The sequence below is a fragment of the Bacillus sp. RSS_NA_20 genome, assembly GCF_020165915.1.
GTDB classification, from domain to species: Bacteria; Bacillota; Bacilli; order Bacillales; family Bacillaceae; genus Bacillus; species Bacillus altitudinis.
In genome coordinates this window covers 718,871-732,651 of the sequence record NZ_JAIUKW010000003.1, presented here as the reverse complement: position 1 = coordinate 732,651, position 13,781 = coordinate 718,871, and the positions used below count along the sequence as shown (strand labels likewise).

General features: G+C 44.5%; 12 protein-coding genes. 9 read left to right on the top strand and 3 right to left on the bottom strand.

Going from position 1 to position 13,781, the window contains the following annotated elements; translation table 11 throughout:
* Positions 1–10 precede the first annotated feature (10 nt).
* Together LCD32_RS03940 and tcyA are read right to left on the bottom strand one after the other, a co-directional pair.
* Complete coding sequence (locus LCD32_RS03940; RefSeq protein WP_017366604.1) at positions 11–703, bottom strand: amino acid ABC transporter permease; 693 nt, start codon at positions 701–703, stop codon at positions 11–13.
* On the bottom strand, positions 690–1,505 hold the full coding sequence (gene tcyA, locus LCD32_RS03935) for a cystine ABC transporter substrate-binding lipoprotein TcyA (RefSeq protein WP_007498178.1): 816 nt from the start codon (positions 1,503–1,505) through the stop codon (positions 690–692). Before tcyA ends, LCD32_RS03940 begins: the two co-directional genes overlap by 14 nt.
* Positions 1,506–1,829: 324 nt before the next feature.
* On the opposite strand from tcyA, the gene LCD32_RS03930 reads away from it, so the two are divergent.
* On the top strand, positions 1,830–3,263 hold the full coding sequence (locus LCD32_RS03930) for an amino acid permease (RefSeq protein WP_008347282.1): 1,434 nt from the start codon (positions 1,830–1,832) through the stop codon (positions 3,261–3,263).
* 44 nt (positions 3,264–3,307) lie between these two features.
* Here LCD32_RS03930 and LCD32_RS03925 read toward each other — a convergent pair whose 3' ends face one another.
* Positions 3,308–4,801, bottom strand: a complete 1,494-nt coding sequence (locus tag LCD32_RS03925) for a peptide MFS transporter (protein WP_060780761.1) — start codon at positions 4,799–4,801, stop codon at positions 3,308–3,310.
* Positions 4,802–5,064: 263 nt separating this feature from the next.
* On the opposite strand from LCD32_RS03925, the gene LCD32_RS03920 reads away from it, so the two are divergent.
* From LCD32_RS03920 to LCD32_RS03885, 8 genes are all read left to right on the top strand, one after another.
* Positions 5,065–6,849, top strand: a complete 1,785-nt coding sequence (locus tag LCD32_RS03920) for a right-handed parallel beta-helix repeat-containing protein (protein WP_060780762.1) — start codon at positions 5,065–5,067, stop codon at positions 6,847–6,849.
* Positions 6,850–7,047: 198 nt separating this feature from the next.
* The gene (locus LCD32_RS03915) at positions 7,048–8,373 is read left to right on the top strand and encodes an LLM class flavin-dependent oxidoreductase (RefSeq protein WP_035703872.1); all 1,326 of its coding nucleotides are present in this window, start codon (positions 7,048–7,050) and stop codon (positions 8,371–8,373) included.
* Between the two features lie 17 nt (positions 8,374–8,390).
* Positions 8,391–8,894: a GNAT family N-acetyltransferase gene (locus LCD32_RS03910; RefSeq protein ID WP_025206740.1), complete on the top strand. Its 504-nt coding sequence runs from the start codon at positions 8,391–8,393 to the stop codon at positions 8,892–8,894.
* 22 nt (positions 8,895–8,916) lie between these two features.
* The gene (locus tag LCD32_RS03905) at positions 8,917–9,711 is read left to right on the top strand and encodes an amino acid ABC transporter substrate-binding protein (protein WP_008347268.1); all 795 of its coding nucleotides are present in this window, start codon (positions 8,917–8,919) and stop codon (positions 9,709–9,711) included.
* A gap of 24 nt (positions 9,712–9,735) precedes the next feature.
* Positions 9,736–10,410 carry an amino acid ABC transporter permease gene (locus LCD32_RS03900; protein ID WP_007498163.1) on the top strand — a complete coding sequence of 225 codons (675 nt, stop codon included), beginning with the start codon at positions 9,736–9,738 and terminating at the stop codon, positions 10,408–10,410.
* Positions 10,411–10,422: 12 nt separating this feature from the next.
* Positions 10,423–11,169 (top strand): amino acid ABC transporter ATP-binding protein, encoded by a 747-nt coding sequence (locus LCD32_RS03895; RefSeq protein WP_007498162.1) that lies wholly within the window; start codon positions 10,423–10,425, stop codon positions 11,167–11,169.
* Between the two features lie 33 nt (positions 11,170–11,202).
* On the top strand, positions 11,203–12,360 hold the full coding sequence (locus LCD32_RS03890; protein ID WP_060780763.1) for an amidohydrolase: 1,158 nt from the start codon (positions 11,203–11,205) through the stop codon (positions 12,358–12,360).
* Positions 12,351–13,685 carry an MmgE/PrpD family protein gene (locus LCD32_RS03885; RefSeq protein ID WP_224562807.1) on the top strand — a complete coding sequence of 445 codons (1,335 nt, stop codon included), beginning with the start codon at positions 12,351–12,353 and terminating at the stop codon, positions 13,683–13,685. Before LCD32_RS03890 ends, LCD32_RS03885 begins: the two co-directional genes overlap by 10 nt.
* The last annotated feature ends 96 nt before the right edge of the window (positions 13,686–13,781 follow it).

Here is a 13,781-nt window from a genome sequence, read left to right as displayed (position 1 = left end):
CGTTCCCTCCTTACCTTGCGACATATCGATCAAGTCGTTTTTCAATTTGGTGTTGAACGAGCGATAGAATGAAGCAGAATACCCAATAGATCAGGGCTGCTTCCATATAAATAAATAAAATTTGATCCAAGTTCGCCGCAGCAATTTCCTGTGATTTACGGAACATCTCTGCCACGAGGATTTGGGAGGCAAGCGATGTATCTTTCACCAAACTAATGAATGAATTAGACAGCGGCGGAATCGATACACGCACTGCCTGCGGTAAAATCACGCGGACGAGCGTTTTGCGATGGGTCATCCCAATCGAATACCCCGCTTCCCATTGTCCTTTTGGAACAGATAGGACGGATGCACGGATAATTTCCGAAGCATACGCACCTACGTTTAAAGAAAAAGCGATGATAGCACTTGGATATGGATCAAGTGTGATATTAAATGTCGGAAAGAAATAGAAAATAATAAACAATTGCACAAAAAGCGGCGTTCCGCGAACGGCCGACACATAGATGGAGAAAATCCATCTGAGGGCTTTAATTTTAGACATTCTAGCAAGAGCTGTCACAAGCGCGATAAAAAGACCAATAATGAAGGCAATGATGGCAAGGGGGATTGTATAATAAATCCCCTGCATCACCATTGGCCAAAAAGATTGCTGAAGAAGATCCCAAGGAATGACGACTCCTAGGGTATTACTTTGTAACATCTTCACCAAACCATTTCTTAGAAATCTTAGCGAGTGTACCGTCTTTCTTCATTTCTTTTAATGCGCCATTCACTTTGTCAACGACTTCGCCGCTACCTTTTCTGAAGGCAAAATACGTTTCTTGTGGATCTCCTGTTTCAAATGCAACTTTTAGGTTTTTGTTACCGCTTGTTTTCAAGTAATTCAAGACAGCTAATTTATCATTGAACGTCAAATCAGCACGCCCTTGCTGAATCAATTGAATGGATTGTGCAAGACCTTCAACCCCTTCAATTTTAGCGCCAGCATCTGTAGCTAATTTGTTATAGTTACTTGTTAATGATTGCGCTGCTTTTTTGCCTTTCACATCAGAAAGTTTCTTGATGTCATTGTTATCTGATTTTGTCACAACAATGGCTTGAGACGTTGTGTATTTATCAGAGAAATCATATTGATTTTCACGTCCAGTTTTACCAACTTGGTTCGCTACCACATCAAAACGTTTAGAATTCAGACCAGCAAACATGCTGTCCCATTGTGTTTCTTTGAATTCTGGTTTTAAGTCAAGACGTTTTGCGACTTCTGTGATGACCTCGACATCATAGCCAGTTAATTTATCTGTTTTTTTGTCATGGAAGGTGAAAGGAGCATATGTACCTTCTGTACCGATGGTTAATACGCCTTTATCCTGAATGGATTTCCAAAGGTCACCTGATTCCTTAGACCCAGATTGTTTATTTGCGCTGTCATTTGCAGCTGATCCACATGCTGTGATCAATGCAACACAAGCGCCTAAAATAATGGCAAAGAACATTTTTTTCATTTTATTCCCCACTTTTCTTGTTGGTATTTACAACATATGATCTTACAGAGAAGCAACCTAAAAGTAAAGCATTTGAAACTAGCTTGAGCGAATCTCACCAACTTTATGCCCTGAACCCAATTCTTTCAAACCTCCATTCTCTACAATGTCTATTTGCTCTTAGTTGTGCGAACATTACTAAAATAAAGACTTTGTAACAGTGACGATAGAAGGAAGCATATTTATTATAAAAGATGTATAATTAGTAGGTTGTTTTGAAAATGGAATAATCACATGGAGACATGTTTTGATAACAGAACATCTTAGAAGAAGGAGGGCATCATTGTGGATGTTGGACAAAATCAGCCCGAACAATTGAAAAGGGCGATGACCTCCCGCCATTTATTTATGATTTCTCTTGGCGGTGTCATTGGGACAGGCTTTTTCCTTGGAACAGGCTATACGATTGGACAAGCAGGGCCAGTTGGAGCCGTTCTTTCCTATATAGTGGGCGGATTGATCATGTATTTAACCATGCTGTGTCTTGGAGAGCTCTCAGTCGCGCTTCCTGTGTCGGGGTCGTTTCATACGTATGCGACGAAATTTGTGAGTCCTGCAGCAGGATTTGCTGTTGGCTGGATTTATTGGCTTGGCTGGGCAGCCACTGTGGCGCTGGAATTTTTATCAGCAGGGCAGCTGATGAGACGCTGGCTTCCACAAGTGGATGTGTGGATTTGGTGTCTCATATTTGGGCTGTGTTTGTTCTTATTAAATGCCAGGTCAGCGAAAGCGTTCGGGGAGTCGGAGTTTTTCTTTTCAACCATTAAGATTGTTGCCATCTTACTATTTATTGGCGTAGGCGGAGCGGCGATGTTTGGTTTTATTCAAACGACGAGCGGGGAACCAGCTCCTTATTTTAGTCATTTTGTGAGTGACGGTCTGTTTCCGAATGGCTTGCTCGCAGTAGTCGTCACGATGATCACGGTGAATTTTTCGTTTCAAGGAACGGAGCTGATCGGGATTGCGGCAGGAGAAAGTGAAAATCCAGAGAAAACCGTGCCTCGCTCGATTCATCAGACGGTTTGGCGCACCCTTGTCTTTTTCGTTTTATCTATTTTTGTCTTAGCGGGCATGGTGCCTTGGAAGGAAGCAAGTGTGCTGCAAAGCCCATTTGTCACTGTGTTTGAGAGAACGGGCATTCCTTATGCGGCAGATATCATGAACTTTGTCATTATCATTGCTTTATTATCTGTGGCGAACTCTGGCCTATATGCCTCTACGAGAATGCTGTACTCTTTGTCGAAGGAAGGAATGGCAGGGAAGGCGTTTAGACGAGTCAATCAGCGGGGCATCCCGATGAATGCCTTACTGCTCACTTTCCTGTTTACAGGTATTTCGTTATTATCAGGATTCTTTGCAGAGAAAACCGTTTTTGCTTGGATCGTGTCTATTGCGGGCATGAGTGCCCAAACCGGCTGGATTACGATTACATTATCACAGCTGCTTTTCCGCAGAAGATATTTGAAAGCAGGCGGAAAGCTGGAAAACCTAAAATTTAAAACCCCTCTTTATCCGGTACTGCCGATCATTGCGATCACACTGAACTCGATTGTGCTAATCAGCCTTGCCTTTGATGCCGAGCAGCGGATTGGGCTGTATGTCGGCGTACCGCTCATGATCATTGGATATGTTGTCTATCACCGCTATGTGAAAAAACATCAGGTGAAAAGTGAACCGCTCCAGTTGCAAATCCACGGAGATGATGAGATTCGGTTTTAATTCCAAAAAAGAAGCCTTCCCATTTGGGAGGCTTCTTTTTCAATTTAATGCACGCCTTTCATCGCTTTCTTAATCACCGGTGTAAGCAGAAGCATGATAACACATAAAACGATAGCGAGCATGCCGATGATCCCGAAATAGACGGTTTCTGGCACTTTATCAAATAGCTTGACCACTTGTGCATTAATGGCTTGTGCCATTGCATTTGAAAGGAACCAAAGGCTCATCGTTTGCGCTGAGAAGGCAGCAGGTGCCAGTTTTGTTGTCGCTGACAGCCCAACTGGTGATAAGCAGAGCTCTCCGATGACGACAAGGAAGAAGCTGAGAACGAGCCATAATGGGCTTACAAGTGTATTTGGTCCAGACATGTAGGCAGGAATGATCATGATGATAAAGGATAATCCTGCGAACAGAAGACCAAGTGAAAATTTAATCGGGGTAGACGGCTGTTTCTTACCGAGTCTGACCCATAACCAAGCAAATACTGGTGACAGGAGCACAATAAAGATTGGGTTCAATGATTGGAACCAAGAAGAGGCTAATGTCATGCCAAGGAAATTCAAGTTTGTTCGCTGATCTGCATATGTGGCTAAGATATTTGAGCCTTGTTCTTGAATGGCCCAGAACATCACCGCAGCTAGGAACAATGGAATATAAGCGAGTACCCTCGACTGCTCCACTGCACTCGTTTTTTGACTAAAATACATCACAATAAAATAAACAATTGGAATCAGCACACCAAGGACACTGACAAACCAAGTGAATAGATTAATCGTGAGCGCTCCTGTTTGAATGCCGATGACAGCAAAAACAGCAAGTACAATCACGATCAATGTACCGAAAATTTTGAAGTTCTTGCGTTCAGCAGCTGATAGTGGATTTGTGACATAAGTGCCGGCAAGTCCAAGATTCGGCTTTTTCGTGATGACAAACGTAATCAGTCCAACAAGCATACCAACGGCAGCGAGTGAGAAACCAAGGTGGAAATTCACTTTTTGACCGAGTGTTCCGACAATTAATGGGGCGATAAAACCACCCATGTTGATCCCCATATAGAAAATACTGAATCCAGAATCCCTGCGAGGGTCTGTTTTTGTATACAGGTCACCGACTATGTTTGACACGTTCGGCTTTAGGAGACCTGTTCCAATAATAATCAGCCCCATACTAATAAAGAGCGCTGTTGCACCGCTAGGCAGTGCCAAAATGACATGACCAAGCATAATGAATACCCCGCCATAAAAGACCGTACTGGACGAACCAAATACCCGGTCGGCAAGCCATCCGCCAATAATGCCTGACATATAGACAAGCGCACCATAGACAGACATGATCGAATTAGCGGTTGTCTGGTCGAAGCCAAGACCGCCTTTTGTCACCTCTGTGTACATATAATAAATAAGCAGTGCACGCATGCCATAATAAGAAAAACGCTCCCAAAATTCAGTGAAAAACAGTGTGTAAAGTCCTTTAGGATGTCCAAAAAACCCTTTTTGAGGAACACTTTTAACAATTTTATCGTGGTCAATTGTAGACATGGCATAGATCCTTTCTTAAAAAAAGAGATATGAGAAAAATGATATTCTTGTATAGTTCTTGTGTCAATATAAAACTATTCTAAAACAGGAAAATGTTAGTTCAATAGGCGTAAAGACTCAAAAAAATGAAAAATTCGCTCAAGTGAAAATCATCGGAAAGTTATTCCAGAAGAATTTATATAAAATTTGAAATATCGTACAAGCAAACCTTTTCCACATGCATAGGATGACAAGAGGACATGTGTAAAAAGGAGGGGTTTTCATTGGGGGATGTAAATAAATCTGATCTGAAGAAACCCGTTGTCAATGTAATAGACTTTGGCGTGATTGCTGACGGGAAAACGGACTGTACAGCGAAACTGAACGAATGCCTGGAATGGACAAAAGCACAGGGCTACTCCCACGTCTGGTTGCCGAGTGGAACGTATCTAATAGATGCGGTGTACAGGGGGGATCAATTTTTTCCTTTTCGTCATGCCGGCATACGAGTGCCAAGTCATATTTGTATTGAGATGGCATCAGATGCCGTTATCAAAGTGAAACCAAATGATTCGTGGGGATATGCAGCCTTCTATATTGGAGAGGTAGAGCATGTGACCATTCGGGGCGGGCGGATTGAAGGCGACCGTGATGAGCATGTGTACAAGGCACTCCCGCCAGAAAGAAAAACACATGAATGGGGCTTCGGGGTGTGTATTGAAGGTGCTTCCCATGTGAATATCGATCGTGTTCAAATCAACAATTGTACGGGAGACGGCATCATTGTCAGTCCGCACGGTTTATTGACCCATATCGAATCGTACTCGCCAGCTTCGTCTATTCATATTTCTGGTTGCACCATCACTGACTCAAGGCGAAACAATATTTCTATTACAGGCTGTGATGGTGTCATTGTGGAAGACTGTTTGCTTGAAAGGGCAGGGGTAAACGGGGTCGAGCCAAAAATGGGCATTGATATTGAAGGATACGGAGAAAATGCGACCAACTTGGAGGAACCGCTGAATATTCAAATTCGAAACAACATAGTCAGAGGCGGCGCAGCCAGCTCTATCTATAATTTCAACGGCTATGGTGTGATCATTGAAGGCAATCAAACGGACAGCAGTATCTCCTATGGCTTCGCCACTGAAATGATCATTGCGAATAATTTGATTCGTGCAGTGGGAGGGGGCGTGACAAAAGCAGGGATTACGAGCTTAGGCGTGCCGCTTGATCAATCGGAAAACAATGTGATCATTATTGGCAATATGATTGAAGGGTTTGAAAAGGGGATTGATGTGAGGGGAGACAGCGTGCACATCACAGGTAATAAAATTAGTCTTTTTGAAGATGCGGCTGTGTCTGTCTATATGGCCAATCGTATTTTAATAGAAGGAAATCATATTGAGTCAGGGACAAACACACGGCTTAGAAGTACATCGCTGCGTATTTATCAATCAGACAGCATTGTCTTTTCAAACAATACCGTCTACTCTGTCATCGATGCGGCGATGGTCAGAGGAACGAATATCTTAATTCAGCATAATCAATTCAAGGAATTCAGCCGAGGGATATGGGTGCAGGAGGGAGAAGCGGGGATCAACGGCAATCACTTTATTCAAGAAGGACATTCACAGCTCGCATCTTCATATACGATCAGCGTGACAGGAAATGCAAAGGCTTTCATATGGCAGAATCGTTTTAAGCACTATCAAAACTATGCCGTCTACAGCAATACGACCGCTCCTTTAGAGATTAAAGACAATTCCTTTGAAGAAACGTCCTTATATGTGGTGATGTATATTAAAAATGGCTCACCCCAAATTGGAGATAACCGCTTTTATTTAAATCGTTCGATCGGACAGCCGACAGCCGTTTTTCTTGATGAGGTTGTCTCAGCACGTGTGCTACGGAATAACATCATTAATCTCTCTCCTCAAAAAGCGATTGCCGTCCGCACCGTATCTTCCACTCATTCGGTGATTGCCCATAACGTACTAGAGCGCAGTCAATTGATGACGCACTCCACGGACCGGCTCATCGGAAATATTGAAATTGATCCGCCGTAAACGCCTGTAAATCCCTTTTTTTGGAGGTTCAGAAGGCGGTTGACAATCATGTAAAAAGGGCATATAGTAATAATTATTTTTCATTTTTCACAACATTTGCCCTTTTTTTATGGATAAAACCGATTAATTCAATCAGAAAAATGTATCTTGTAAAATAATAACTTGATACAAGGAAGATATAGAAAGGATGAAGAACAAGTGTCACAGCCGAAACGGAAGCTCAAGCTAGGCGTATTCATCGCAGGAACTGGACATCATGTCGCCTCTTGGAGACATCCGAAAGCAGTACCAGACGCAGCCATGAATCTTGATTACTTTAAACAATTAGCGAAAAAGGCCGAGGAAGGGAAGCTGGATTTGCTCTTTTTAGCCGACAGCTTATCAATTAATCATACATCTCATCCAAATGTATTAACGAGATTTGAACCGCTCACCCTGCTTTCTTCGATTGCAGAGTCTACCTCAACAATTGGTTTAGCAGCAACAGCATCAACTACATACAGTGAGCCGTTCCATATTGCGAGACAGTTTGCCTCACTCGATCATTTATCAGGCGGACGAGCAGCATGGAATGTGGTCACATCTTCTATTGAAGAAACAGCGAAAAATTTTAGCGGAGAAGAGCATTTAGCGCACCACAAACGATACGAGCGAGCTGAAGAATTCGTCGATGTCGTCAAAGGTCTGTGGGATTCTTGGGAAGAGGACGCACTTATCAGAAACCAAGAAACAGGAGAATTCTTTGAGTCTAGTAAGCTTCATGAGCTGCAGCACAAAGGTGAATTTTTCTCCGTACGGGGTCCGCTTAACGTATCACGCACCCCTCAAGGACAGCCGGTGATCATTCAAGCAGGGTCTTCTGAAGATGGTCAAAAGCTTGCGGCTAAAACGGCTGAGCTCATTTTCACGGCACAAAACGATCTCGACAAAGCGAAGGAATTTTACCAAAGCTTGAAGGGGAAAGTAGAGGCTGCTGGACGAGCGAGAGAAGATGTCAGCATCATGCCGGGCATCTTCCCAATTATTGCCGAGACAGTAGAAGAGGCAAAAGCGAAGTATGAAGAATTACAAGAGCTGATTGTTCCAGAGATCGGCCTTAGCATTTTACAAAACTACTTAGGGGGTATTGATCTTTCGCAGTATCCACTAGACGGACCGCTTCCAGAGATTGATCCAAGCGCGTCAAATGCCGTGAAAAGCCGCTTTGACCTTGTGATGAATATGGCGAGAAAGGACAACCTGACCATTCGCCAGCTCTACCAATCTGTTGCAGGGTCCCGTGGGCACCATATCTTCATTGGAACACCAGAGCAACTAGCAGATGTGATGGAGACATGGCTCGTTGAGGAAGCAGCCGACGGTTTTAACGTGATGCCGCCATTATTGCCAGAAGGACTTGATGCCTTCGTAGATCGCGTCGTTCCGATCCTTCAGGAAAGAGGCCTGTTCAAAACAGAATACACAGGACAAACTTTACGAGAAAATCTCGGATTAAAACAGCCAAAAAATCGCTACACGACATAAAGGTGAGGTGACTAACGTTGGGATATACGTTTCGTCTGGCAACTGAGGATGATATAGAAGCGCTGCTTGAACTGACAACAAGAGCCTATGAGCCGATTCGTGAGCTCGGCATCCAGTTCCAAGCAGCACATGCAGATATCGCCCTCGTTCAGAAAAATGTACAAAAGAACCTTTGCTATGTAATGGAAGAAAACGGAGAGCTTCTCTCCACCTTATCACTCCGTATGCCTTGGGGAGAACAGCCAGGACCATTCGGCGTTCCGCATATATGGTGGTTTGCTTCAGAACCAGCGGCAAAAAAAGGCACAGGCTCAGCCTTGCTTGAGTGGGTTGAAACGGAAGTGCTAAGGGACACACTAAAGGTACCGTTTGTCTCTCTTGGGACAGCTGATAAGCATCCGTGGCTCATGGACATGTATGAGCGTAAAGGCTATGTCAGAGCAGGTGAAAAGGATTTAGGCAAAGGTCATATCACCATTTATTTTAAAAAACAATTACGATCAGATATTACACAACCATAAGAGGAAAGAAGGGTGTACGAACATGAAAAACAAAAAGTGGCTAGTTGTTTTATTTGCGGCAATGCTTGCGGTGTTAGCGGCATGCGGCGGGGGTAATCAGAGTGAAGGCAAAGATGAGAAAGTGCTTAAAGTGGGCGCTACAGGCCAAAGCTATCCATTTGCTTATAAAGAAAACGGCAAACTAGTAGGATTTGATGTCGAGGTCACAGAAGCCATTGCGAAAAAGCTAGGCTACAAACTAGACTGGCAGCTGAGTGAATTCAGCGGACTCATGGGTCAGCTGACATCTGGGAAGCTGGATACCGTATCAAACCAAGTTGCGATTACAGATGAGCGTAAACAAACGTTCAACTTTACAGATACGTATGCATACGCAGGAACACAAATCATTGTCAAGAAGGACAACAAGGACATTAAAGGACTTGACGACTTAAAAGGAAAAACGGTGGCGGCTGTTCTTGGCTCAAACCATGCCAAAAATCTAGAGAGCAAAGACCCAGACAAGAAAATCAACATCAAAACATATGAAACACAAGACGGTGTCTTAAATGAAGTTGCAAATGGTCGTGTAGATGCTTACGTCAACGGACGCAGTGTCTTATTAGCTCAAATTGAAAAAACAGGACTTCCACTCAAAATCGTCGGCAACCCAATCGTATATGAAGAAGTCGGCTACCCATTTGCCAAAGATGAAAAGCACGACAAGCTAAGAGAAGAATTCAATAAAGCGATCAAAGAATTAAGAGAAGACGGAACACTGAAGAAATTGTCTGAGAAATATTTCAAAGACGATGTCACAGTTCCAATTAAAAAATAACAACAGCGGCGGTGAAAAGCAGACATGAATCACATTGATTGGCAGTATATGGTGACGGTTTTTCCAACCTTGATTCAATACTTGCCGATAACGATCTTCATGGCGATTGTCTCCATGGTATTTGCCATTATCATTGGTGTGGTATTCGCGCTTATAACGAAAAACCGGATACCTGTCTTATACCAATTTGCCAAGCTGTATATTTCTTTTTTCAGAGCGGTTCCAACTTTGGTTCAGCTCTTTCTCATTTATTTTGGTCTTCCGCAGCTATTCCCTGCGATGACCTCAATGGATGCCTTAACAGCGGTCATTATCGGTTTAAGTATTAAAAACTCAGCGTACTTAGCAGAAATTTTTAGAGCGGCTCTTAATTCAGTGGATGAAGGGCAGCTTGAGGCCTGTTTATCTGTCGGCATGACAAGATGGCAGTCTTACGTCAGAATTATTTTCCCGCAGGCCGTCAGAAATGCCATTCCAGCGACGGGGAATACCTTTATTGGTCTTTTAAAAGAAACATCGCTTGCCTTTACCATTGGGGTGGCAGAAATGTTTGCGCAAGGGAAAATGATTGCATCGGCCAACTATAAGTACTTTGAAACGTATTTAGCGGTTGGCATTGTGTATTGGGTGCTCACCATCATTTATAGTTTCCTGCAAGACCTATTTGAACGAAAAATCAGCAAACCTTACCGGAATTAAGGAGGTGTGGACATGATCAAGCTCACCAATTTGAAAAAATCATTCGGCGACCTTGTCGTCTTAGACGGAATTAATCTTGACGTGCAAAAAGGGCAGGTTGTGGCCATTATCGGACCTTCTGGCTCCGGTAAATCAACATTGCTGCGCTGTCTAAATCTATTAGAAACGCCAGATGAAGGTACGATTGAAATTGGCGATGCGAAGCTGAATGCGTCTAAATATACACGTAAAGAAGCCCATCACCTGCGTCAGCAAACGGCCATGGTGTTTCAAAACTATAATTTATTCAAAAACAAAACAGCCCTGCAAAACATTACAGAGTCACTGCTTGTGACGAAAAAAATGACCAAACAGCAGGCAAATGAAATCGGTATGAAGCTATTGAAACAAGTAGGGCTCGAACAAAAAGCGGACAGCTACCCGGTCACACTATCCGGCGGTCAGCAGCAGCGGATTGGCATTGCCCGTGCGTTAGCGGTCGATCCACATGCGATTCTGCTGGATGAACCAACGTCAGCACTAGATCCAGAGCTTGTTTCAGGTGTGCTTCAAGTGATTAAATCCATTGCCATTCAAGAAACGACGATGATCATCGTGACACATGAAATGGCGTTTGCAAGAGAAGTAGCAGATCATGTGATTTTTATGGCAGATGGTCATATCATTGAGCAGGGAACGCCAACCGAACTATTTGACGAAACGAAGAATGAACGAACAAAACGATTTATTCAAAAAGAAGCAGCGGCTGAAGAAGCATAAGCTGCTTTTTACTCTTTAGAGGGGTGAGTATCAGTGAAATCATTAGGAAATCAAGCTTTAAACAAACGTTTAATTAACATACGCCGAGCGCTTCATGAGCATCCAGAGCTGGCATTTGAAGAATATGAAACGACAAAAAAACTACGAGGCTGGTTAGAAGAGGAAGGGATCACTGTACTCGATTTTCCAGATCTTCAAACAGGGGTCGTTTGTGAAATCAAAGGAGAACAAGAGGGACCAACGATTGCTCTGAGAGCCGATATTGACGCACTTCCAATTGAAGAAGCATCTGGCGAACCATTTTCTTCAAAGATACAAGGAAAAATGCATGCATGCGGTCATGATTTCCATACCGCTTCGATTTTTGGTGCGGCCGTCCTATTAAACGAACGGAAACATGAGCTCAAGGGAACAGTGCGCATTTTGTTCCAGCCGGCTGAGGAAGTGGCGCAAGGAGCGAAACACGTCATAGAGGCAGGCGTCTTAAATGGAGTGGATGCGATATTTGGTATGCACAATAAACCTAACCTGCCAGTTGGCACCATCGGGATAAGAGAAAAAGCATTAATGGCGAGCGTCGATCGCTTTGAAATTGACATTCAAGGAACGGGTGGTCATGCTGGAATTCCAAATCACACAATTGATCCGATTGCCATCAGCGGTCAGATCACAAGCGCCCTACAGCAAATTGTCAGCCGCCGCATTAGTTCTTTGCATCATGCGGTTGTCAGCATCACACGTATTCAAGGTGGCACATCATGGAATGTGATACCTGATCGCGTCGAGATGGAAGGGACCGTTCGGACGTTTGAACCTGAAGTGAGAGCGATGATTCCAGATCTCATGAAACAAATCGTGAGCGGTATCGCAGAAGGGTTTGGCGCAAAGGCAGATGTGAAATGGCATCCGTATTTGCCTTCTGTGATGAATGACGAGCGTTTGACAAAGGTTGTGGAAGAAACGGCAGGAGCGCTTGATCTCGCAGTAGTAGAGGCAGAGCAGTCACCAGGCGGAGAAGACTTTGCCCTTTACCAAGAACGCATTCCAGGCTTTTTTGTCTGGATGGGGACAAGCGGTACCGAGGAATGGCATCACCCTGCCTTTACGTTAAATGAAGAGGCAATCCCAGTCGCTGCTGCTTTCTTCTCCGAGCTTGCGGTTCGGGCGTTGGAGTCAAGAACATGGAACTAACGAAACAGCTCGCAGAGGAAGTGCTCTCTGCTGATCCGTTGCAAGATCAACAGGCCATTCAAATGGCTCGAAACGGTTTGTTAGACGCTGCGGCAGCAGCGCTTGCTGCAAAAGAGGATGAAGGGATTCAGAAGCTCATGGCGCTCGTGGAACAAGAAGGCGGCGCGGCTCAAATTCCCGTCATTGGACAAGGGAAGAAGGTCAGCCGCCAAGCAGCAGCCATGCTAAATGGCTACTTGATTCACGCCCTTGATTATGATGATGTGCATTCAGATGTGAGAGGACATCCAAGTGCGGTGATCATTCCGGCCTTGCTTTCCCAGCTGACAGACGGTGAGGCATATGGTGATCGATTTTTAGCAGCCTACATTACTGGCGTCGAAGTGATGGCAAGGCTAGGTGAATCCATCGGTAAGTCGCATTATGAGCGGGGCTGGCATAATACCGGAACGCTCGGAGCCATTGCAGCGGTCTGTGCGATTGGTTATTTGAAACAAGTTTCACAGAAAGAGCTGGCGAAAGCGATCGGCTTTGCTGGTGCGCAATCAGCTGGAATGCGAAAGCAGTTTGGGACTGATATGAAACCATTACAAGCTGGACTCGCCGCTCAAACCGCCGTATGGTCCATGGGTTTAGCTTGCTCAGGTTTTGGCGGGAGTGAATCGCTTCTAGATGGGGAGCTGGGCTTCTTTTCTCTCTATGGGGATCAGAAACTGGCGGAAAGACGTCTGCTAGAGGACTATGGCACTGCGTGGCGTATCGTGTCGCCAGGTCTATGGTTTAAAGTGTATCCGTTCTGTTCAGCGGCGCATCATGCAGCCGATGCGATCGAGTCATTAGTACAAGAACACTCTTCCTTACAGGAGAAGATCGTACAGGTCGACGTCATGTTTCCGCCTGGCGGAGATGCCGCACTCACGGAGCGGACACCTTTGACGGGAGAAGAGGGACGATTTAGTGTCGAGTATGTCATCGCACTAGCGGTGTTTGGACAACCTTTATCATTGGATGCTTTTACGAAAAAAGCCATTTCACCAGAGCTGCGGACATGGATGAAGCGGGTGAATAGAGTGTATGATCAAACGACACAACCCCATCCAGACGCAGTGCCAAAAGGACGTTTTACGATTGTAAAGCTCAACTTATCTGACGGCACCACCATCAGCAAACGAGTCGATATCCCCCGGGGAGCACCAGGCTGTGCATTATCGACAGAAGACATCATACAAAAGTTAAGCAGCGTCACCAGCACATCACAGGCAAAGCAGCTTTTACAGGCGGTTGAAGAGGGGAATGACACTGCTTACTTGCAACTGCTGGCATGACAAGGAAAAGGGCTCATCAATCAGATGAGCTCAGCGTGTAGACAAACCCTCGCATTTGGTGTCAGGTCTGTGCGCCGGTGCTCACGAATGTCAAAT